This window comes from Sorangium sp. So ce693, assembly GCF_051521375.1.
Taxonomy (GTDB): Bacteria; Myxococcota_A; Polyangia; order Polyangiales; family Polyangiaceae; genus Sorangium; species Sorangium atrum.
Genome location: NZ_CP150347.1, coordinates 7,125,600 through 7,145,689 on the forward strand (window position 1 = coordinate 7,125,600; position 20,090 = coordinate 7,145,689).

The following is a 20,090-nucleotide window of genomic DNA, read 5'->3' on the forward strand; positions in this document are numbered from 1 at the left end:
CCTGCCGGGCGGGGGCGCGGCGCTATACTTGCCGCGTGTTCCGTTCCGATCGAGACGCCCTCGCGGACAAGCTCGACGACGTGCAGGCCGAGAACGAGCGCCTGCGCCGGCAGAACGAGGCCATGCGTCACGCCCTGCTGGCGCAGCGCGTCGGCGGGCAGCCTGTTGCCTCGAACACGTATCGCGGCGGCGTGGCCGGGCTGGGCGCAGGCGAGCGGGTCGCGCTCGCGCGGCATCGGCTCGAGGCGTTTCCGGTGTGGGCCACGGCGCTGCTGCACGTCGTGACGTTCGGGATCGTGTCGTTCGTCCGCTTCAACGCGATGCACGCCCAGCTGCCCCAGGCCGAGCGCGACGATCCCTCCGTGGGGAAGGCCATCGGCCTGCACTTCGCCCCGTACTTCAATTACTACTGGATCTTCTGGAACGGCCTCCGGCTCTGTGATCGCGTGAACCTGCAGTGCCGCCTGCGGGGCATGCCCGACGGCGTGCCGCGGGGCCTGGTCATCGCGGCGTGTGTGGCGAGCGTCATCCCGTACATCCAGATCCTGGCCGGCCCGATCACCTGGCTGTTCGTCGCCATCGCCATGCAGCGCACCGTGAACCGGATCGTCGAGCTCGACGCGCGGACCACGAGCGAGCGCATGGAGCCGGTCAACGTGGGCGCTGGCGTGTTCGGCGTGCGGTTCCCTGCGGTTCAGGCGCTGCCGCAGCCGGACGACGTCGCCATCCAGGCGGAGGCGGAGGCGGAGGCCGCGGCGGCGATCGCCGAGCAGCGGCAGCGCCGCTAGAGCGCCGCTCGGCGTGATCGGCAGTCGGCCGCATCCTCTGGCTTCTTCGTACCCATCCAGCGAAGCGCCGTCATCGTCGCCATGAGGCCCGCAGGCCGCGGGGTGAGCGCGACCTCTTCGACGCATGGATTAGGTGGTTGATACGGTATCACCCACCCGGCTTGCAGGGAGAGCCTCGTGACACGGGGCCAGCAATTCCGTCGCAGCGTGGATTCGCCGGGTTCGGCCGCGGGCGCGCGGGTGACGGTTCGAGCGGGGATCGGCGAGATCTGCGCCGCCAGCCCTCGCGGAAGAGATGCACGGCGCGTCGCCCACCATGGTACAAGGTGCGAGGAGGTCGCCGCGCAATGGCCATCAAACAGCTCACGCCAGAGCAGGTTCACACCATGTCGCTCGAAGAGAAGGACGCATGGTGGCTGAAGAACGTCTACCGCGGCGACATGCCCCAGCTCACGTGGCGCTCGGCCATCACGGGCATGCTCCTCGGCGCGTTCCTGTCGCTCACGAACCTGTACATCGGCGCGCGCACAGGCTGGTCGCTCGGCGTCGGGATCACGAGCGTGATCCTGGCCTTCGGGCTCTTCAAGGTGCTCTCCAGGCTCGGCCTCGGCAGCGACATGACCGTGCTCGAGAACAACGCGATGCAGTCCATCGCGACGTCGGCCGGCTACATGAACGCGCCGCTCTTCACGAGCCTCGCGGCCTATTCGATGGTCACGACGACGATCATCCCCATGGGCCGGGCGATGATCTGGATGTTCGTCCTCGCCATCCTCGGCGTGCTCTTCGCCTTCCCGATGAAGAAGCGCTTCATCAACGACGAGCAGCAGCCCTTCCCCGAGGGGATGGCCGCCGGCGTCGTCATGGACGCGCTGCACGAGAGCGACGAGAAGGAGGGCCTCTTCAAGGCGAAGCTCCTCCTCGGCGGCGGCCTCCTGAGCGCCGCGCTCGAGCTCCTCCGCGACGACAAGGTGATGCGCGCGCTCTTCGCGCTAAGGAACATCCCGCATTACTACGACGAATTCCTCTATGGCGGGCGCTTCGCCGATCTGCTCAAGCGCTGGGGCATCTCGCCGGCCATCCGCGGCACCCCCCTGAACGAGCTCACCATCCGGTTCGACACGAGCATCATCTTCGTCGCCACGGGCGGCCTGATGGGCATCCGGACCGGCGTGTCGCTCCTCCTCGGCGGGATCCTCAACTACTGGATCCTCGCGCCGATCCTGATCCAGCGCGGGATCATCCTGCCGAAGAACGGGCATTTCGGGTTCGGGGCGATCACCCTCTGGGCGCTGTGGGGCGGCGTCGCGTGCATGACAACGTCGTCTCTCTACGCCTTCTTCTCCAAGCCGAAGGTGATCCTCGACGCGTTCAAGGGCCTCACCAAGAAGGGCGGAGCGACCGACGTGCTCGCGGACATCGAGCTTCCGGTGAAGCTGTCGATCATCGGCATACCCGTCGTCGGCGCGGTGATCGTGGTGCTCGGGCAGCTCTGGTTCGGGATCTCCTGGTGGCTCGGGGCGCTCGCGATCCCGCTCGTCTTCATCTTCTCGCTCATCGCGGTCAACTCGACGGCCATCACGGCGATCACCCCGACCGGGGCGCTCGGCAAGCTGACGCAGCTCACCTACGGCGCCCTCGCGCCGAAGAACATCACGACGAACCTGATGACGGCCGGGGTCACCGCCGAGGTCGCCAGCAACACCGCGAACCTGCTGATGGATATCAAGCCGGGCTACATGCTCGGCGGCAAGCCCCGCCACCAGGCGATGGGGCACGTGCTCGGGACGGTCTCGGGGCTCGTGCTCTCGGTGCCCATCTGGTACCTCGTGCTGATCCAGGGCGACATCGGCCGCTACGGGACGGAGCGGCTGCCGGTCCCGAGCGCGCTCACGTGGAAGGCCGTCGCCGAGGTGCTGATGAAGGGGCTCGACTTCCTCCACCCGACCGCCAAGTCCGCGGTGGTGGTCGGGGCGATCGTCGGGATCCTCGTCGAGATCACGCGGCAGGTCACGAAGAACCGATTCCCCCTCTCCGCGGTCGCGCTGGGGCTCGCGTTCATCCTCAACTTCACCGATATCTGGTCGATGTTCCTCGGCTCGTTCCTCTTCTGGCTGCTCGAGCGGCGCGCCGCGCTCTGGCGCAAGAAGCGCGAGCAGGAGACGCGGCTCAGCGAGACGGCGCCCGGCGGGCGCGCGGACGCGCCGCCCGCGCGGCCCTGGTACGCGCTCGCCGCGGAGAACACCGAGGCCATCTGCGCGGGCGTGATCGCCGGAGGCTCGTTGATGGGCATCGGCCTCAGCGTGCTCGGCGTGCTTGTGCTGCCCGACGTGCTGGAAGCGGCGAGCTTCACCAAGGCGCTCGGGCAGATCCTCGATTTCCTCCCGAAGTGAAGCGCTGACGGTCGACGGGCGGGCCCATCGGTTCTGCTCACGCTCGCTCGACGCGCTCGCCCCGCGCTCGCGTGTTCGGGACGGGCCCCGCTGCGAGCGCGCGTCCCTGCGACGAGCGCCCGCCCCGGCGATCGCGGGGCCTCTCGCCGTCGCGGGACGAACCAGCGACGCCTCACTGTGACAGGAATGCGCGCCCTCGCGCCCCTCGGCGAGCCGCAACGGGCGCGGCGCGTCGCCCTGCCGAGCCGCTCTGCTCGCGAGCGCCTCTGGCGCGCTTCGTGCAGCCCTGTTTGCACCGCGTCAACACGAGCTCAGGAGAGGACGCGCGAGGGAGAGAACATCAATGCCAGCGACCCCGCCCCCGTCCCGGGGCACACCCCGCCCCGCGCCGGTCGGCGAGCCCGAGCAGGGCCCGCCGGCGCGGGATCCAGCGCCGCCCGAACCTCCCCGAGGGGATCCCGATCCGGGCGAACCGGCGCGCCGGGACCCCCCGCCCCCTGCTCCCGAGCCCGGAGAGCGGCCCCCGGAGATCAAGGATCCTCCGGCGTCGGACCGACCGACCGAGCCGCCCGGCGCGTTCGCGAGAGCCGGCCGCGCTCGGCCGGCGGTGTGACGTCATCACCCAACCGTCGAGAGGTTTCCATGAACACGTGTGACTGCTGCGGCAACAGCTACGACAAGGCCTTCCAGATCATGGTGGGCGGCACGAGCTACACGTTCGATTGCTTCGAGTGCGCGATTCACAAGCTCGCGCCCGTGTGCGCCCACTGCGCCTGCAGGATCGTGGGGCACGGCATCGAGGCCGGCGGGGCGTTCTACTGCTGTGCGCACTGTTCCAAGCAGGAGGGCGTGGAGGGGGCGATCGATCGGGTGGCCTGAGCCGCCGCCAGGGCGCCGGCGGCGCGCGGCCCGCCGTTCGCACGGCCCTGCGGGTCGATCTGCGCGAGGTCGTACCGCGCGCTCGGCGGGGTCGACCCGCCCTGCGCCGGGGGCGTCGCCGCGAGCCGATCTCCGACCAGCGCGGCGGCCAGGATGAAGAGCAGCAGCGCGACGCCCGTGTGCCCGCGAGCCTGGGTGAGCATGGATCCTCCTTCACGGCGAGGCGATCGCCTCGTCCTCCAGGAAACTAGATCTGGAGCAGGCGCGTGATAATCCTGGTCGGCCGACGAGGATTGCGTCGCGGAAGGAACGAATGGGATGGATCCGCTGGGCGGTCACCTGGACGAGATGAGGGCGTTCCTCGAGGTCGCGCGGCGGCAGAGCTTCTCGGCGGCGGCGAGGGCGCTCGGGCTCACGTCGTCGTCGGTCAGCAAGCAGGTCGCGCGGCTGGAGGAGCGCCTCGGCGCGCAGCTCCTCCGGCGCACCACGCGCCGCGTGAGCCTCACGGAGGCGGGGAACCTGTACGCCGAGCGCGCAGACCGGATCCTCTCGGACATCGAGGAGGCGCGGCGGGCGGTCGCCGATCTCGACGGGACGCCGCGCGGGACGCTGCGCATCTCGGCGCCCACGGTCCTCGGCTCGATCCGCGTCGCGCCCGCGGTGCTGGCCTGTCGCGCGAGGTACCCGGAGCTCCGCATCGATCTCGACCTCACCGACCGCATCGTCGATCTGGTGGCCGAGCGCGTCGACGTGGCGGTGCGCCTGGCCGCCGAGATCTCCCCTGCTTCGCTCGTCGCGCGGCGGCTCGCCGACGACCTGCGCGTGCTCTGCGCGAGCCCGCGGTACCTGCGGCGCCACGGAGCGCCGCGCTGCCTCGAGGACCTGGCCGCCCACGACTGCATCACGCTCAACCTCGAGCCTGTCGCCCGGTGGACGCTCGTGGGCCCCGAGGGCGAGCGCGTCGTCCCGGTGAGCGGCACGTTCCGCACCAGCGACACGATCACGCTGCGCGACGCCGCGGTCGCCGGCCTCGGCCTGGCGAACCTCCCCGACTACGTCGTCCAGGATCAGCTCGAGAGCGGCGCGCTGCGGCGCGTGCTGCCGGAGTACGGCGCCTCGAAGCGCGCCAGCTTCGCGGTCTATGCGGCGCCCGCGCGCGCCGCGGTCCGCGTCGTCGTCGATGCGCTGGCCAAGTCGATGGGGGCGGCGGGGACGGCGAAGCCCTGAGCCAGCGCGGCGATCGTGAGGGCTCGCAGGGAGGCCGAGGGAGCGCCGCGCCGGAGCGGTCGTCCGCGCGGCGCTGTCACGCGGGCCGCGGAGCAGCGCCCTGGTGCGAGGCGTGCGCCGCGCCGGCCGCGCGCTCCTTGCTCATCTGACGGATGCAGTACTGCAGCGCCGCCCGGAGGTTCCCGAGGGTGGTGATGTTGGCCAGATCGAGCCCGAGGCTGACGATGGTCTGGGCGACGTTCGACCGGATGCCCGTCACGATGCCCTCGGCGCCGAGCAGCCGGATCGCGCCGACGAGATCGAGGAGGTAGCTCGCGGTCTTCGTGTCGACCAGCTCGACGCCGGTGAGATCGAGGATGGCGAAGCGCGAGCCCGTGCGGACGATCGCCTCGAGCAGGGTATCCATCACCTCCGCTGTCCTGGCGCTGTCGAGCACGCCGATCATCGGCAGGGTCAGCACGCCCTCCCACACCTGGATGATGGGAGTCGACAGGTCGCGGATGACCCGCTGTTGCCGCTCGATGAGCTCCAGCCTGGACCGGAGCTCCTGCTCGGTGTTCTTTGGCTTGCTGATATCGAGGGTGAAGCCGACGACCGAGGACACCTCGCCCTGATCGTCGCGCATGGGGATCTCCCAGTTGTCCCAGTACACCCCGTGCGTCAGGGACTCCGAGTGGCTCGCTTCGCCCGCGAGCGCCCGCCGCACCATCTCGCACCCGTGCGGGTTGCTCGCGTAGAGGTCGAACAAGTTCTTGCCGATGTGCGCGCCCTGCTGGAGCCCGATGCCCTCGAGCGCCTTGCCCTCGTGGCACGTGAAGTTCCCCTCGCGGTCGATCGCCCAGACGATGATCGGGAGCGACTGCGTGATGGCCTTCAGGATCACCTCTCTCTGATGGTGGCGACGGGTCTGCTCGATCCGCTCCGTCACGTCCTGCCCGAACACGCCGACGCCGACGACCTCTCCGTGCTCGTCGAGGATGCGCTCGTGGTGCCACTCGACGCTCACCACGGCGCCGCCCTTCCTGACGTGGCTCCACACCCGGGGGGCCGCCCCGTCCTCCGCGAGGAGCCGCCGCCACGCGTCGGGGCTGCCGGACGCCGGCAGGAGCTCGTCCACGCGCTGGCCGAGCGCCTCGTTCCGCGCGTGGCCGAGCAGGCGCTCGGCCGCGCCGTTCCAGTCCTCGATCGTGAGCTCCTTGCCGTACTGGACGATCGCGACCGGCGCCCGTTCGAAGAGGCGTGCGCGTTTGCCCGCGAGTTTCTCAGCGTCGACTTCTCCCCATGAAGTGGTGGCGGCGGTCATGGGTGGAAATTTACCCCGGGCGTTCCCCGCTCGTCGAAATAACTGTCATGCGTCCCCATCAAACCGTCCGCAGACCGCCCTGGTTCGTAAGGACGGATCCACTGTTGCTGTAGCAACACTCCTCGAGCAAGCGCCTGCTGCCCCAGCAGCAGGCCGCCATCTGTTATAGCGGATTTGCGTCTGCGGAGCCGGCTCACACTTGGTACGCGGCGTGCTCAACGCCACCGGAACGGTCGAGGATGGCGCTCCACGACCGCGCCTGAATGGGCCTCATGGCGGTGCGACGGTGCGCACCGGATGGCGGGATTTGACGAGCCGTACAGCGAGTTCGACCCGTTTTGGAAGGGCGGTCCGTGAAGGGGCCCACCCTCGTCGAGGTTCGGGAGCAGGAGGAGCCATGAGCAACAAGATCCAGTTCCACAACGTGAGCAAGACATTCGCCGTCAAGGGGCCGGCGGGGACCAAGGAGGACGCGCGGTTCACGGCCATCGAGGACCTCAACCTCGACGTGAGGGCCGGCGAGCTGATGGTCCTCGTCGGGCCGAGCGGGTGCGGCAAGTCGACGCTCATCGATCTGCTCGGCGGCCTGTCGAAGCCATCCAGCGGCAAGCTCCTGCTCGACGGCAAGCCGATCACGGGCCCTGCCCTCGATCGGGGGATCGTGTTCCAGCAGTACGCGCTGTTCCCGTGGCGGACGGCGCGCGAGAACGTCGAGTTCGGGCTCGAGGCCAAGGGCATCCCGGAGAGCCGGCGCAAGGAGATCGCGCAGGATTACCTGGATCTGGTCAGCCTCTCCGGCTTCGAGGATCGGTATCCGCACGAGCTGTCGGGCGGCATGAAGCAGCGGGTGGCCATCGCGAGGAGCCTCGCCTACGACCCGGAGGTGCTGATGATGGACGAGCCGTTCGCGGCGCTGGACGCGCAGACGCGCGAGTCGCTGCAGGCCGAGCTGCTCCGGATCTGGGAGAAGTCGCGAAAGACGATCCTGTTCATCACGCACAGCATCGACGAGGCGGTGTTCCTCGGGCAGCGGGTGGCGATCATGACGTCCCGGCCCGGCCGCGTGAAGCGGGTGATCGACATCCCGGAGGAGATCCGGGGCTATGAGGACGCGCGGTCGACTCCCGAGTTCGGCAGGCTGCGGCACGAGATCTGGACGCTGCTGCGCGAGGAGGTGCTGAAGGCCGAGGAGCAGGAGCGGAGCAAGCGACAGAAGCGCGCGGCGGAGAGCCGCCCCGTGGCGGGCGTGGTGGCGGTCAATGGCTAGCCTGGAGCAATCGATTCCGCTGCCCGAGGAGTCGCAGCAAGGGCAGCTCGTGGGCGACGCGGCGCGGTGGTTCGGCCGCGCCGTCGCGCGCACGGGGATCCTCCTCGCGGTCGCCGCCCTGTGGGAGACGGCGCCGCGGGTGGGCCTCGTGGAGGCGGCGTTCCTGCCGCCGCTGTCCGAGGTGCTGGGGACCGGGTGGCAGCTCCTCCAGAACGGGCAGCTCCTGAGCCACATCAAGGCGAGCCTGTCGCGCTCTCTCGTCGGCTTCACGCTGGCGATCTCGGTGGGCGTGCCGCTCGGGCTCGCGATCGGGTGGTACAAGGGCGTGGCGGACGCGCTCAATCCGCTGCTCGAGGTGCTGCGCAACACGGCCGCGCTCGCGCTCCTGCCCGTGTTCCTGCTGCTGCTCGGGATCGGGGAGGCCTCCAAGATCGCGCTCGTCATCTACTCGTGCACCTGGCCGATCCTGCTCAACACGATCAGCGGGGTGCGCGGGGTCGATCCGCTGCTCATCAAGTCGGCGCGCACGATGGGGCTGTCGCCGCTCCAGCTGTTCCGCAAGGTCATCCTGCCGGCCGCCGTCCCGACGATCTTCGTGGGTATCCGCCTGGCGGGCGCGTACTCGCTGCTCGTCCTCGTGGCGGCGGAGATGATCGGGGCCAAGGCGGGGCTCGGATACCTGATCATCTACGCGCAATACAATTTCCAGATCCCGAGCATGTATGTCGGCATCTTGACGATCACGGCGCTCGGGCTGACGTTCAATCACCTGCTCATGCGCGTCGAGCGGCGGTTCACGTCATGGAAGGTCGCCCCGAAGGAGTGAGCCCGCGCCCGGCGTGGGCTCCGTGAAGCTCACCGTTCATCGAGGGAGAGGACGACCGTGAATCGAATCATCCTGGGCCGGACCGGCCTCGAGGTCAGCGTGCTCGGCCTGGGTGCGGGCGGCGACAGCCGGCTCGGGTCAGGGCGCATCGCGGAGGCCGAGTCGCTCCGGCTCGTCCGTGCGGCCATCGAGCGCGGCGTGAGCTTCATCGACACGGCGGAGGCGTACGGGACCGAGGGGCTCGTCGGGAAGGCGCTCCGCGAGGTGCCGCGCGACAGCGTCGTGCTCTCGACGAAGAAGACGACGCGCCTCGAGGCGCCGCTCCGGCAGGAAGACGTGGTGTCGTCGCTGCATGCGAGCCTCGAGCGGCTCGGCACGGATCACGTCGACGTCTACCATCTGCACGGGGTACTGCCGCACCAGTACGCCGATCTGCGCGAGCGGATCGTCCCCGTGCTGCTGCGCCTGCGCGAGCAGGGCAAGATCCGCTTCCTCGGCATCACGGAGGCGTTCGCCGCCGATCCGACGCACGCGATGCTCGAGCAGGCGCTCCTCGACGATGTGTGGGACGTCGTGATGGTCGGGTTCAACCTCCTGAACCAGTCGGCGCGAGCGAGGGTGTTCCCGCTGACGCGGGCGAAGGACATCGGGACGCTGATCATGTTCGCGGTCCGGCGCGCGCTGAGCCGGTCCGCGCGGCTGCGGGAGCTGCTCGCCGACCTGGCGGCGCGGGGCAAGGTGTCGCCCGAGCTCGGCGACGAGGGGCTTGAGCGTCTCCTGGAAGGAGAGGGCGCCTCGTCGCTCCCGGACGCGGCGTACCGCTTCTGCAGGGACGAGCCCGGGGCGCACGTGATCCTGTCGGGGACGAGCAGCGTGGAGCACCTCCTGGAGAACGTGCGATCGATCGAGGCGCCGCCGCTGTCGGCGCGGGCGCGCGAGCGCCTCATCCGGGCCTTTGCGCAGGTCGACGACGTGTCGGGGCACTGAGGGGCGCTCGCGGGCGGGAGCGCGGCGCGGGGTCAAGCGACCGGCGCGACGAGCCCGGGGGGCGCGGGGGGCGGCGCGACGTCGGCGGCGTCACGCGCGGCGTCGCTCCCGAGGAAGCGCGCGATCCGCTCGCAGAGCCGCGCGCGGAAGGCGTCGTCGGTGGGGGGCGAGTGGCGGCACCCCTCGAGCAGCTCGGTCTCGGCGCGCGGCAGGAGCTCCTTCGCGCGCGCCAGCAGCTTCGCGCCGGGGAAGCTCACGTCGTCGTCGGCGCCGAACACGAGCGCGGGCCGCGTGAACCCGGCGAGGGACGCGGGTGTTGCGAGCGGGGGCGGGCGGAAATCGAGCCGGTAGCTGCGCACGGCGTCGCCGAAGTAGGAGCACCACATGTCGTCGTGCGTGGAGAACAGCCCGGAGACGAGGCGCGCGAGGCGCTCTTCCGAGGGGAAGGCGCGGTAGAGGGCCATCGGGATCGCGATGCGGGTGAGGCCTTGCCACGCCGAGCCCGACACCAGGGCCGCCGGCACGATCAGGACGAGCCGGTCGATGCGGGCGGGCGCGGCCTGGGCCATGCGCAGGGCCGCGAAGCCGCCCCAGCTCACGCCGAGGAGGTGGGTGCGCGCGAGGCCGAGCGCGTCGAGGACGTCGGTGAGCCACTCGGCGTAGGCGGGCCCGTCGATCGGCAGGCGGACGTCGGCGCTCTTGACGGACTGGCCGATGACGTCGACGACGTGGACGCGGTAGCGCGTGAGGAGCGGGCCGAGCTCGGGCATGAGGTGCGCGGAGCTGGCGAGCGCGCCGTGCAGGCAGACGAGCGGCGGGGCGTCCTCGGGGCCGGCGACGAGGACGTGCGTGGCGCCGAAGCGGGTCGAGACCTCGCGCGATCGGGCCGGGACCGGGAGCTTCTCGTGGAACCTGTCGAACCACGCCGCGATGCGCGCGCGCGCCTCTGGACTGCGGAACATGATGGATGACGTCATCGAGCCCTCCTGACGTTGGCTGCGGGGCGGAGGCCGCAAAGGTGCTGAGCGACGAGCCGATCGAGCAGGGCGATGGGCGACGGGTGCGCGCCCTGGGCCCAGGCGATCAGCGCGAAGTAGTAGAAGGAGAAGAAGGCGACGCCGAAGAGCGCGGGGTCGGCGTCGTCGGCGACCTCGCCCTGCGCGCGGGCGGCGTTGAAGAGCTCGACGACGCGGCCGTGCACGGCGGCGACCTGCTCGGTGAAGCGGGCCTGCCAGGGCGGGTCGGCGAACAGCGCGTCGCGGAGCAGCGTCTTCGAGAGGGCCGGCCGGCGGGCGTAGTACGCGAAGAAGGCGGCCCCGAGGCGGTGGAGCCGCTGCTCGAGGGGGCCGGGCTCCTCGTCGCCGATGGCCTCGGCCGCGGTGGCGGCGAGGTCGTCGAACAGCGCGGCGTGAAGCAGGTCGCGCTTGTCGGCGAAGTGGAGGAGGACCGTGCCGGCTGCCACGCCGGCGTCCGCGGCGATGGAGCGGACGTTGGCGGCCTCGAAACCGTGGCGCTCGAAGTGGTCGCGCGCGGCCTCGAGGATCCGGGCGCGCGTCGCGTCCTTCTGGGCGTCGCGCCTGCCGGGCTTTTGAGTGAACGCGTTCACTGAACTTGTTCATTATACGAAAAGGAGCGGCGCACAAGGGGGAATTGATGGGTCCAGCGCGCAATGGTGGGCGTCCGACCCAGGTTGAGGGCGGGGGTGAGGGTGCCCGACAGGGTGCCCGACCGAGGTTCAGGGCGTCTGAGGTTCAGGGTGCCCGACCGAGGTTCAGGGCGTCTGAGGTTCAGGGCGTCCGTCCGGCGTCCGACCCAGGTTGAGGGGCGTCCGGCGTCCGACCGAGGTTGCGACCGAGGTTCAGGGCGTCCGAGGTTGAGAGCGTCCGCCCCTACGACACTCGAGCGGTCCCGTGCCGGACATCTTTTTGCGTACGCCCCTCGCAGGCGACGAGCGCCGGTAAGGCTCAGCCCGCCGCGGAGGCCTGCTGTGCCTGGGCGCGCGCCCGGAGGCGCTGCTTGGCGGAGGGGCCGCCGGCGTGGCGCACCGAGGCGACGGCGCGATCCATCGCGTCCCGCCAGTAGCGCGCGACGTCCTCACGCTCGGTGAGGAGGGCGTCGATGGGCCCGTGGTCGGTGTCGATCTCGACCGCGAACCGGTCGCCGCGCGGGAGCACGCGGATGTCGCGGACCTCCCCGGCGGAGACGGCCGCCCCGAGCCGGCCCTCGGGGCGCAGGTCGATCGCGCCGGTGCGGCTCACCCAGGGGGCGACGACGAAGCGGCCCGGGCCGAACGACACGACCGGGGCGGAGCGCGCTGCGTAACGGGACGAGAACCTGGCGACGCCCAGGAAGGCGTAGCCTGCGAGCGAGAGCAGCGCGGCGGCGCTGCCGACGCCGATGGCAATGCCGCTGTCCCCCGCGGAGACGCTCCGCATGACCTGGATCCAGAGCGCGAGCGCGGCGAGCAGCAGCGCGGCCCCGATGAGCGCGTTGCGGGCCGCGGAGCCGCGCGGGCCGTGGCTCGCGTGGTCCCGCAAGACGAGGAGCTCGCCCTCGCTCCGGATCGCGAACCGCGACAGCGCGGCGGCCGGCAGCGCTGGCAGCGGCGTCGGCGCGGGCTCCGGGAGGGGCCGCGGCGCGATGGCGCCGGGCGGCTCGGTCCCCCGCGCCGTCTCCAGCGGGACGCCCAGCGCAGTCGCGAGCGGCGCCGCCACCGCCTCGACGAGCGCCTCCGCGCGCTCGGCCTCGAGATCCTGCGCCTCGGCGACGAGCAGGCGCCGCGCCTCCGTGGCGCGCGCGGGCCCGGCGAGCGCGAGCCAGGCGGCGACGTAGGTCCGCTCGCGCGCGCACGCGGGTGCGCCGCAGCACGGGCGCCGCTCCGAGATCACCTGGACGCCCACCGCGTCGCGAGGCTCGGCCGTCCCCTCCCCGGCCGCGCCCGCGCTGGCCTCCGCGCCGCCTGCCTGGGGCCGCGCGTGGCGGGCGCCCGCGAGCCTCAGCGGCGCGAGCCGGACGACGCTCGCGCCGCGCTCGATCCGGAGCCACACGGGGTCCCGCGGCGCCGGGCCGAAGCCCGTATCCTGCTCCCGCCGCAGCGCGCCAAGCTCGGGCGCGACCCGGAGGATCAGCGGCGCGTCGGCGCCCTCCGCCGAGAGCGCGCACGCCGCCCCGGCCGGATCGCCGAGCGGATCGAGGGCGGGAACGGTGCTTTCGGCCTCAAGGGAGCGGAGGGCACACGCGACCTCCGCCTCGAACGCTGCGGTGCTCGGCTCGGGCATGGCGGCACGTTTGCCCCGGCTGCGCTGGGTTGTAAAGCGCACCCGTCCGCGCGACAACGCGGGCGGCCCGCCCTCCTGCCCGGCCCGATTGCTGCCGCTCGCGCAGGGTCTGGCGCGGCCGCCTGCACCAGAGGGCCAGCAGCGCGCCGAGCGCCGTCATCGGCAGGGCGCCGGGAGCGCTCGGCGGCTGGCCAGCGCCCGAACAGGAGCAGCCGGCGTCGCCCTCGGCCTCGTCCCCATTGCCGCTCTTCGGCGCGTCCTCGCTCCCCGACGCCGCGCCGCCCGATGCGCCCGAGGTCGCCGTCGCGCCCGCGCCGAAGCCGCCGCCGCCCGAGCTCGCGGCGCCCGTCCCGGCGATCGGGTAGAGCGCGCAGACGCCTTCGATGTCGTCGTCCTCGATCGTGCGCGCCGACGTGCCGCCCGGGTAGAACCCCAGCATCGTCGCGCCGCGCACGTTCGTGTGGCCGAGGCCAAGGAAGTGCCCTTCTTCGTGCGTCGCGATCGACCGCACATCGATGCAGTCTCCTTCGCCCGTGTCGTCCCAGCAGAAGCCGACGTTGTTGAAGATCATGTCGGCCTCGCCGATGACGCCGTCGGGATCCCAGACCGGCATCGTGACCGCGATGACCGAGCCGGCTTGCCCGAGCTCGCCAGGCCAGCTGTCGCTGATCCAGAGGAACACGCTCTTGCCGTCGTCGAAGTCGTAGCCGTCGTCCGTGTCGCCGAGGAGATCGGCCTCCCACGCCGTGCATCCGGGGCTCGACCACGCCGCGAAGCCGGCCTCGATGCTGGCAGCAGCGAAGCTGGAGAGCGGCCCCGGGATCGTCCCCCCGTTGATGTGGTAGCCGACCGGCAGCTCGCGCCAGCGGGGGACGACCTCGAGATCGAGCGGCGCCCACGCGGCGGCCTCGCGGGCCCCCGCGAGCAGCCCCAGCGCGGCGGCGAGCGGGGTGCCCAGGGCGACCGCGGCCCTGAAGCCTCTCTTCATCCCCCCATCATCGGCTCATCGGTCCTGCGGGACCACCTCGAGCTCCTCGGGCGCCGCGCTCCCCTCGAGGGGCAGCGTCACCTCCACCCCCTCGTGCACCGGCAAGGTCGCCGCGACGGGCCAGGAGCGCGGCGCGCTGCCCTCGCCTGCCGCGACCTCGCGCAGCGTGACGCCGCGCACCGGATTCACGCCGCCGTTGAAGAGGCACGCGCGAAGCCGCCCCTCGACGACCGCGGCCGAGCAGGGGATGACATCGGCCGTCGCGCGCCGGATCCGGCCGAGCATCGCCTCCTCCGCGGGCGCGGCGGGCAGGAGCGACACGAGCGCGTCGCGGGCGCGCGGGTCGCGGAGCCAGGCGAGCATCATCGCCGCGTGGATGCGCACCACGCGGTAGCGCGCGCGCGTGAGCTGGAAGAAGGCGTCGGGCGACGCCACGCCGGTCTCGCCGTCGAGCATGCCCGTCACGCCCGGCTCGATCTTCACCTCCGTGCCGGGCGCCTCGACGTGCCACTTCACCGCGCGCCCCGGCCCGAGCGCGCCTTCCCAGAACAGCCCACGCTCGGTGATGCCGGCGCGCTCGCCGCGGAGATCGCGCCGCGCGAACGTGAGCAGCACGCGGAAGTCGCTGACGGGCGCGCCGCTGTTGTTCACGACCGCGAGCTCGAAGTCGTAGCGGCCGCGCGCCGGCCGCGTCGCGCCGCCGTCCCGGCCCGCGTCGCCCGGGTCCACCCCGGCGTCGCCCGGCTCCCCGGCGGCGTCGCCCTGCCCCGCGCCGGCCTCGCTCTCCGCGTCGTCGTCCGCGCGTTCCTGCCGCAGGATCGGCGCGATCACCCCGGCGCCGTCGTCCGGCCCTGTCGATCCGAGCAGGCTGAGGATCGGCACCCCCGTCCGCCAGAGCGGCGAGTCGGCGCGATCGCAGAGGCAGTGCGGGAACGACGGCTCGGCGCGCTCCCGGACCTCGCTCGCGAGGAGCGCGGCGGTGGCTCCGCGGGTCGCCTGCCCGACGCCGCGCGCCGCCTGTCGCTCGGCCGGCGGCTGATCGCGGGGCGCCGCGAACCGCTGCACGAACGCCATCGTCGCCACGATGCCGATCACCGCGAGCGCCGCGGGCACGAGCACGCGGGCCCGGAGCGGGAGCGCGTCGATCCCCTCCTCGACACCGCGCCTTTGTTCGCGCCCCGGCCGCTCGCCGAGCGGCGTCGGGCGGGGCGCGAACACGGGCGCAGCCGGCGAGCCGGGGGACGAGGCCGCGAGCCGCTCCGACGCGAAGCCCATGCGGCTCGACATCTCCGCCACGAGCGCGTCGCGCAGGCGGTCCGAGGGCGGCCCTCCCCAGGTCGCGAGCCGCGCGACGAAGCGCAGCGCGAGCCAGGTCGCGAGCGCGACGAGGCACGCGAGCGACGCGGTCCCGAGCGGGCCGCTCGCGAGATAGTCGGGGGACAGAGCGGCCGCGAGCACGCCGAGCGGCGCCGGCGCGATCCAGCTCGCCATGCGGGCGTTGAGGCGCGCGCGGTAGGCGCTCTCCATCGCCTCCATCGCCGCCGGCGAGGTCACGCCGGGCACGCCGGGCAGATCGCCCTCGAAGCGCGCGAGGACGAAGCAGTTGTGCGGCGAGCACGCGGACGGATCGAGCGCCACGCAGAGCGCCTTGCCGCGCCGGAAGAGGCCGCGGATCGCTGTGTAAGGCACCCCGAAGCGGACCGGCGCCGCCACGGCGCCCAGGGCGAACCCCTCGGCGTAGCCGGCGACGCGGACCAGCTCGACCTCGAGCTCCGCCTCGGCGCAGGTGAAGCGCACCGCGCCAACGGCATTGGCGCCCCCCTCGGCGATCGCCAGGGCAGCGACGGAGAACGCGCGAGCCAAGGTGGCCGCACCCTAACCGCGCGGGCCGGAGCGCTGCAACGGAAACCCGGACGGCCAGGAGGCCCCGGGCGCGGCGGGTGACCGTTGATCGCCCCGCGCTGGGTGCGTAATACGTGGCGCCATGAAGCCTCTCCAGATCGTCATCGCCATCTCCTGCGCTGTCCTCCTCGGCCCGGTCGCGGGCTGCGAGGAGAAGGTCCCCGAGCCGGATCTGCCGCCGGGCAGCGCCGTGCCGGCGGTGAAGCCCGCCGAGCCGGAGCCCGCCGATCTCATCAAGGAAGACACCGTCGTGGGCACCGGCCCGGAGGCGAAGGACGGCGACAAAGTTCGCGTCCACTACACGGGGCGCCTGCTGAAGAACAACGCCGAGTTCGACTCCTCCGTCGGCCGCGAGCCGTTCGAGTTCACGCTCGGCGCGTCGGAGGTCATCAAGGGCTGGGACCAGGGCGTGGCCGGGATGAAGGTGGGCGGCAAGCGCAAGCTCACGATCCCCTCCCGCCTCGCCTACGGCGACGCGGGCAGCCCGCCGAAGATCCCGGCCAAGGCGACGCTGGTCTTCGACATCGAGCTGCTCGGCGTCGGCGACGCGGCGAAGGACGCGGCCGGGGAGGACAAGGCCGGGAAGACCACGGCCGACAAGGCGGCCAAGCCCGCGGGCGACAAGGCGGCCAAGGGCAACAAGCCCGCGGCGCCGGCCGAGAAGAAGGAGGCGCCCAAGGAGGCGAAGTGAGCCGCGGGCGGCCGCGCGAAGTAAGCCGCGGGCGCCGCGCGGAGTAAGCCGCGGGCGCCGCGCTCAGACGACGCGCGCGAGCGCCTTGAGGAAGATCTCGTAGGCCTCGAGCGGGTACTCGCCCATGTGGAAGATCCGGAACAGCCGGTCCGAGAGCTTCCCCTGGGCCGCGTAGATCTCGAACACGTGCCCATCGACCGGCTCGCTGGCGAGCCGGCTCGCCATCTCGTCATAGGTCCGCCCGGCCGGGATGTGCAGCGCCGTCCCGATCGACTGGAGCGGCATGTTCTCCCAGCGCGCGATCGTCAGCCCGAGGCGCTCGTAGCCGGGGCGCAGGATCGCGCAGCGCGCCTGGTACACGGCGTGACGCCCGGCGACGCCGCCGGTCGCGGCGAGGTGATCCAGCGCCGCGATCACCTGGCAGAGGCTCATCGGATCGATCGTGTACGGGTGCGCGCCGCCCTGCTGGGCGCGCCACGTCTTGTGGAGCTCCAGGCTCGGGACGCGGGCGGGGATCCGCTCCATCTCGGCGAGCAGGTCCTTGCGGACCAGCGCTACCGTCAGGTTGGGGTGGCTGTGGAGGCCCTTGTTGCACGAGCCCATGACGGCGGCGATGCCTGAGCCCTCGAGGGCCAGCGGCTCGACGAAGAGCGCGCTGATGCCGTCGACGAGGAGCTTCTTGCCGTACTTCCGGGCGAGCGCGCCGACCTCGGGCACGGGGTTCAACGTGCACGTCGACGTGCCCCCGTAGACCATGGCCACCGCGTCGACCTCGTCCGCCGCCAGGATGGCCTCGATCTTCGCGAGGTCCGGCCTCTCGCCGTAGGGCAGGCACATGTCGACCGCCGGCTGGCCGAGCGTGGCGGCGTACTCGAAGATCCGGTCGCCGTAGGCGCCGTTCCGGACGACGAGGAGCCGCTCGTCGCGCCGCAAGCAGGAGCCGAGCACGGCGGCCATGGAGGTCGATCCCGAGCCCGTGAGCAGGATGGCCTCGTAGCCGGGCGCGCCGAGGGCCTCGACGATGCCGTGCCGGGCCCTGTCGAGCAGCGGCCGGAGCCGGGGGCCACGCGGGACGATCGGGCTCTCCCCGTAGGTGCGGGAGACCTGGTTCACCGCGTCCGGCAGGTGGAAGACCGCGGGCGTGAGCGAGACGACGCGTGGGGTTGCGGCGGCGATCATGCCGCGAGATCTAGCCCGGAACGCGCGCGGGACGCAGCGGAGATCGCGCTACGCCCAGCGGAGCTGGCGCAGATCGTCCCAGACATCGCGCGCGGAGTGGTAGCGGTAGGCGTCGCGGCGGCGCAGCAGCTTGGCGATCACCTGGCTGAGCGGCGTGCCGAGCGCCTCGGCCTTCTGCCGGGGGGTGCCCTCGGCGATCTGCCGCGTGATCTCCTCGTAGGCGACGTTCACGTCGATCGCCGGTTGCCCGGTGTGCATCTGGTACATGAGCAGGCCGAGCTGGTAGAGGTCGCTCTGCGTCGTCGTGTAGCCCGCCGTCACGAGCTCCGGCACGAGGATCTTCGGGTTCGCGACCTGCGGGCGGAACCAGCGGGTGACGCCGTCGAGCTGGTGCGCCACGCCGAAGTCGGTGAGCTTGACGAGCGGCCTGTGGTCGAGCTGCGAGATCAGCACGTTGCCCGCGTGCAGATCGGCGTGCACGACGCCGTTGTCGTGCAGGTACTGCAGCGTCATCAGCAGCTGGCGCGAGAGCTCCAGGAGCAGCGACGGCTGGAACGGGGCGCCGAGCAGCGCCCGGAGGCTCGTGTCGCACCGCTCGAGCGCCAGGTAGAACAGGTAGTTCACCTCGAACGCGTCGTGGATGTAGACGATGTTCGGATGGCGGAAGCTCTCCAGGCGGAGCATCTCGCGCGACCACTCTTCCTTGACGACCTGGTAGGGCTTGTTCGCCGGCCGCAGCATCTTCAGGGCGTACACCTGATCGAACGGCCCGCTGCACTCGTACACCGAGCCATACTGCCCGTCGCCGATGAGCGCCCCGATCACGTACGTCCCCCGGGTGGAGGTCAGCGCTGAGCCCGGCACCGGAAACGGGATCAGGAAACTGCCAGTCGAGGACCAGGTCACGGCGAGGCCATCGTAACCGAAAACGCCGGCGCCCGTTCACCCCGCCACGCTCGCCCCGCGCAGCAGCCCGCCTTCGCGGCGCAGGGGGCGTCCATGGCGCCCCGGACGCGGAGCGCCGAGGGCGGCCGGCCGCTCATGAAGCGGCGAGCTTCCGCACGATCTCCGCGGCCTCGGCCTGATCGAGCTCGAGCGCCGCGGCCACGTCGAGCAAGAGCTCGCGCTCGCTGCTCCTGACGATCCCGTCGGCGACCACGACCTGAGCGGCCAGGAAGAAGGCGACCTTCCGGGCCTGCGGGCTGGCCAGCCGCTCCTTGAGCGACGCGAGCCGGGCCGCGCGGCCCTCCCTGTGGAGCTGCTCCACCACGCTCTGGAGGAGCGTGTCCATTGTGCTCTGCGGGATCCGTCGATCCGTGAGCGACTCTACGCTCCGGGCGAAATGGATCTTCTCCTCCGGGCTGAACTCGCCGTCGGCGAACGCCGCGAGGAACATCAGCTCGACGAGCGCCTCGAGGTTCGGCTCATCAAGCGTTTGCAGCGGAGGAGGGCTCATCTGGGGCATCGGCCCCGTGTACACCGAGGCCCGGCGCGGGACCAGCCCTGGAGCGTCCCCGTACCCCGCGCGCCCGGGGCAAACCCGCGCGCCCGGGGCAAACGCGGCGGCGCTGAACGCGCCCGATGGGCGGCATTGGGAGAGCGCTCCCTGTGTGTCATGAGTTCGAGCATGCACGTGCGCGAACTCGCCCCGCCGCTCCTCGGCGCGCTCTTCCTCTGCGGCTGCAGCAGCGCGACCGCGGCGCGGCGCCCCGCCGAGCCGGGTCGACCTGCACCCGAGGGGCGCGCGGCGACCCCGCGGACCGCGGTGAGCGCCGAGGCGGCCCCGCCGCCGCTGCGGCTGCCCTGCGAGGCGGACGATCTCGTCGGCTGCACGAACGGCTGCGCCGACCACCAGATCGAGGACTGCGTGACGCTGGGTTCGATGTACCTGGGTGGAGCGATCGTCTCGATCGATGTGGAGCGAGCGATGACGCTGTTCGAGAAGGCGTGCGCGGAGGGGAGCGCGCGCGGCTGCTTGCGGCTCGGCGACGCCTACCACGATCGGCTCGCGCGCGCGGACGGCGCCGGCGGGGCGAGCGAAGCGGACGAGGCGGCGCTCTACTGGCACGCGCGCGCGTGCCACGCGGGCGCGAACCTCGGGTGCCTCGCGGCAGGCAGGGCCTACCTCCACGGCCAGGGCGCGAGCGCCGATCCCGGTCGCGCGGCGGCGCTGTTCCAGCGCATCTGCGAGCGCGGGAACGCCCACGCGTGCGTCGAGCTCGGGCACCTCCACGCGGAGGGTGAGGGCGTGCAGCGCGACGACCGGAAGGCGGTCGAGCTGTTCACGAAGGCGTGCAAGCTCGGCCTCGACGAGGGGTGCCTGCGGGCGAGCCGATCCGGCGACGTCCTCCCGCCGCGCGACTGACGCGGCCTCGACCGCGG

Annotated in this window: 18 protein-coding genes; 9 read left to right on the top strand and 9 right to left on the bottom strand. The window is 72.1% G+C overall.

Going from position 1 to position 20,090, the window contains the following annotated elements; translation table 11 throughout:
- The first annotated feature begins 35 nt into the window (after nt 1-35).
- The 4 genes from WMF14_RS26475 (at nt 36) to WMF14_RS26490 (ending at nt 5,287) form a co-directional block, all read left to right on the top strand.
- Nucleotides 36-788, top strand: a complete 753-nt coding sequence (locus tag WMF14_RS26475) for a hypothetical protein (protein WP_437790480.1) — start codon at nt 36-38, stop codon at nt 786-788.
- Nucleotides 789-1,135: 347 nt separating this feature from the next.
- Complete coding sequence (locus WMF14_RS26480; RefSeq protein ID WP_437790482.1) at nt 1,136-3,181, top strand: OPT family oligopeptide transporter; 2,046 nt, start codon at nt 1,136-1,138, stop codon at nt 3,179-3,181.
- A gap of 642 nt (nt 3,182-3,823) precedes the next feature.
- Nucleotides 3,824-4,060 carry a hypothetical protein gene (locus WMF14_RS26485; RefSeq protein WP_272093661.1) on the top strand — a complete coding sequence of 79 codons (237 nt, stop codon included), beginning with the start codon at nt 3,824-3,826 and terminating at the stop codon, nt 4,058-4,060.
- A gap of 318 nt (nt 4,061-4,378) precedes the next feature.
- Complete coding sequence (locus WMF14_RS26490; RefSeq protein WP_437790484.1) at nt 4,379-5,287, top strand: LysR substrate-binding domain-containing protein; 909 nt, start codon at nt 4,379-4,381, stop codon at nt 5,285-5,287.
- A 76-nt stretch (nt 5,288-5,363) separates the two neighbouring features.
- Here WMF14_RS26490 and WMF14_RS26495 read toward each other — a convergent pair whose 3' ends face one another.
- Entirely contained in the window at nt 5,364-6,590 is a 1,227-nt protein-coding gene (locus tag WMF14_RS26495) for a PAS domain S-box protein (protein WP_437790485.1), read from the bottom strand.
- Nucleotides 6,591-6,987: 397 nt separating this feature from the next.
- Between WMF14_RS26495 and WMF14_RS26500 the strand changes: the two genes are divergently transcribed.
- Genes WMF14_RS26500 through WMF14_RS26510 form a run of 3 tightly spaced genes read left to right on the top strand, consistent with a single transcriptional unit; the run spans nt 6,988 to nt 9,670 of the window.
- Nucleotides 6,988-7,857, top strand: a complete 870-nt coding sequence (locus WMF14_RS26500; protein WP_437790487.1) for an ABC transporter ATP-binding protein — start codon at nt 6,988-6,990, stop codon at nt 7,855-7,857.
- Nucleotides 7,850-8,683, top strand: a complete 834-nt coding sequence (locus WMF14_RS26505) for an ABC transporter permease (RefSeq protein WP_272093666.1) — start codon at nt 7,850-7,852, stop codon at nt 8,681-8,683. Before WMF14_RS26500 ends, WMF14_RS26505 begins: the two co-directional genes overlap by 8 nt.
- Nucleotides 8,684-8,740: 57 nt before the next feature.
- Nucleotides 8,741-9,670: an aldo/keto reductase gene (locus tag WMF14_RS26510; RefSeq protein ID WP_437790489.1), complete on the top strand. Its 930-nt coding sequence runs from the start codon at nt 8,741-8,743 to the stop codon at nt 9,668-9,670.
- A 32-nt stretch (nt 9,671-9,702) separates the two neighbouring features.
- On the opposite strand, the gene WMF14_RS26515 is transcribed toward WMF14_RS26510, so the two are convergent.
- From WMF14_RS26515 to WMF14_RS26535, 5 genes are all read right to left on the bottom strand, one after another.
- Complete coding sequence (locus tag WMF14_RS26515; RefSeq protein WP_437790490.1) at nt 9,703-10,647, bottom strand: alpha/beta fold hydrolase; 945 nt, start codon at nt 10,645-10,647, stop codon at nt 9,703-9,705.
- Nucleotides 10,644-11,276, bottom strand: coding sequence for a TetR/AcrR family transcriptional regulator (locus WMF14_RS26520; protein WP_437790491.1), 633 nt, complete (start codon nt 11,274-11,276; stop codon nt 10,644-10,646). Before WMF14_RS26520 ends, WMF14_RS26515 begins: the two co-directional genes overlap by 4 nt.
- 358 nt (nt 11,277-11,634) lie before the next feature.
- Entirely contained in the window at nt 11,635-12,948 is a 1,314-nt protein-coding gene (locus WMF14_RS26525; protein WP_437790493.1) for a hypothetical protein, read from the bottom strand.
- Nucleotides 12,887-13,936: a matrixin family metalloprotease gene (locus tag WMF14_RS26530; protein WP_437790495.1), complete on the bottom strand. Its 1,050-nt coding sequence runs from the start codon at nt 13,934-13,936 to the stop codon at nt 12,887-12,889. The genes WMF14_RS26525 and WMF14_RS26530 overlap by 62 nt, the downstream gene beginning before the upstream one ends.
- Nucleotides 13,937-13,951: 15 nt before the next feature.
- On the bottom strand, nt 13,952-15,799 hold the full coding sequence (locus WMF14_RS26535) for a hypothetical protein (RefSeq protein WP_437790497.1): 1,848 nt from the start codon (nt 15,797-15,799) through the stop codon (nt 13,952-13,954).
- Nucleotides 15,800-15,920: 121 nt separating this feature from the next.
- Between WMF14_RS26535 and WMF14_RS26540 the strand changes: the two genes are divergently transcribed.
- Nucleotides 15,921-16,529: an FKBP-type peptidyl-prolyl cis-trans isomerase gene (locus WMF14_RS26540; RefSeq protein ID WP_276596374.1), complete on the top strand. Its 609-nt coding sequence runs from the start codon at nt 15,921-15,923 to the stop codon at nt 16,527-16,529.
- A gap of 63 nt (nt 16,530-16,592) precedes the next feature.
- On the opposite strand, the gene WMF14_RS26545 is transcribed toward WMF14_RS26540, so the two are convergent.
- The 3 genes from WMF14_RS26545 to WMF14_RS26555 form a co-directional block, all read right to left on the bottom strand.
- Nucleotides 16,593-17,708 (bottom strand): pyridoxal-phosphate-dependent aminotransferase family protein, encoded by a 1,116-nt coding sequence (locus WMF14_RS26545; RefSeq protein ID WP_437790499.1) that lies wholly within the window; start codon nt 17,706-17,708, stop codon nt 16,593-16,595.
- Between the two features lie 48 nt (nt 17,709-17,756).
- Nucleotides 17,757-18,614 carry a serine/threonine protein kinase gene (locus WMF14_RS26550; RefSeq protein WP_437790501.1) on the bottom strand — a complete coding sequence of 286 codons (858 nt, stop codon included), beginning with the start codon at nt 18,612-18,614 and terminating at the stop codon, nt 17,757-17,759.
- 133 nt (nt 18,615-18,747) lie between these two features.
- Nucleotides 18,748-19,164, bottom strand: a complete 417-nt coding sequence (locus WMF14_RS26555) for a tellurite resistance TerB family protein (RefSeq protein ID WP_272093675.1) — start codon at nt 19,162-19,164, stop codon at nt 18,748-18,750.
- A gap of 171 nt (nt 19,165-19,335) precedes the next feature.
- Between WMF14_RS26555 and WMF14_RS26560 the strand changes: the two genes are divergently transcribed.
- Nucleotides 19,336-20,073: a tetratricopeptide repeat protein gene (locus WMF14_RS26560; RefSeq protein ID WP_437790502.1), complete on the top strand. Its 738-nt coding sequence runs from the start codon at nt 19,336-19,338 to the stop codon at nt 20,071-20,073.
- Nucleotides 20,074-20,090: the final 17 nt, after the last annotated feature.

Excerpts from the sequence above, each read along its gene's own strand:
- WMF14_RS26500 (WP_437790487.1), top strand. The coding sequence starts at position 6,988 with ATGAGCAACAAGATCCAGTTCCACAACGTGAGCAAGACATTCGCCGTC.
- WMF14_RS26480 (WP_437790482.1), top strand. The coding sequence starts at position 1,136 with ATGGCCATCAAACAGCTCACGCCAGAGCAGGTTCACACCATGTCGCTC.
- WMF14_RS26555 (WP_272093675.1), bottom strand. The coding sequence starts at position 19,164 with ATGAGCCCTCCTCCGCTGCAAACGCTTGATGAGCCGAACCTCGAGGCG.
- WMF14_RS26485 (WP_272093661.1), top strand. The coding sequence starts at position 3,824 with ATGAACACGTGTGACTGCTGCGGCAACAGCTACGACAAGGCCTTCCAG.
- WMF14_RS26490 (WP_437790484.1), top strand. The coding sequence starts at position 4,379 with ATGGATCCGCTGGGCGGTCACCTGGACGAGATGAGGGCGTTCCTCGAG.
- WMF14_RS26525 (WP_437790493.1), bottom strand. The coding sequence starts at position 12,948 with ATGCCCGAGCCGAGCACCGCAGCGTTCGAGGCGGAGGTCGCGTGTGCC.
- WMF14_RS26560 (WP_437790502.1), top strand. The coding sequence starts at position 19,336 with ATGCACGTGCGCGAACTCGCCCCGCCGCTCCTCGGCGCGCTCTTCCTC.
- WMF14_RS26545 (WP_437790499.1), bottom strand. The coding sequence starts at position 17,708 with ATGATCGCCGCCGCAACCCCACGCGTCGTCTCGCTCACGCCCGCGGTC.
- WMF14_RS26505 (WP_272093666.1), top strand. The coding sequence starts at position 7,850 with ATGGCTAGCCTGGAGCAATCGATTCCGCTGCCCGAGGAGTCGCAGCAA.
- WMF14_RS26530 (WP_437790495.1), bottom strand. The coding sequence starts at position 13,936 with ATGAAGAGAGGCTTCAGGGCCGCGGTCGCCCTGGGCACCCCGCTCGCC.
- WMF14_RS26515 (WP_437790490.1), bottom strand. The coding sequence starts at position 10,647 with ATGACGTCATCCATCATGTTCCGCAGTCCAGAGGCGCGCGCGCGCATC.
- WMF14_RS26540 (WP_276596374.1), top strand. The coding sequence starts at position 15,921 with ATGAAGCCTCTCCAGATCGTCATCGCCATCTCCTGCGCTGTCCTCCTC.
- WMF14_RS26495 (WP_437790485.1), bottom strand. The coding sequence starts at position 6,590 with ATGACCGCCGCCACCACTTCATGGGGAGAAGTCGACGCTGAGAAACTC.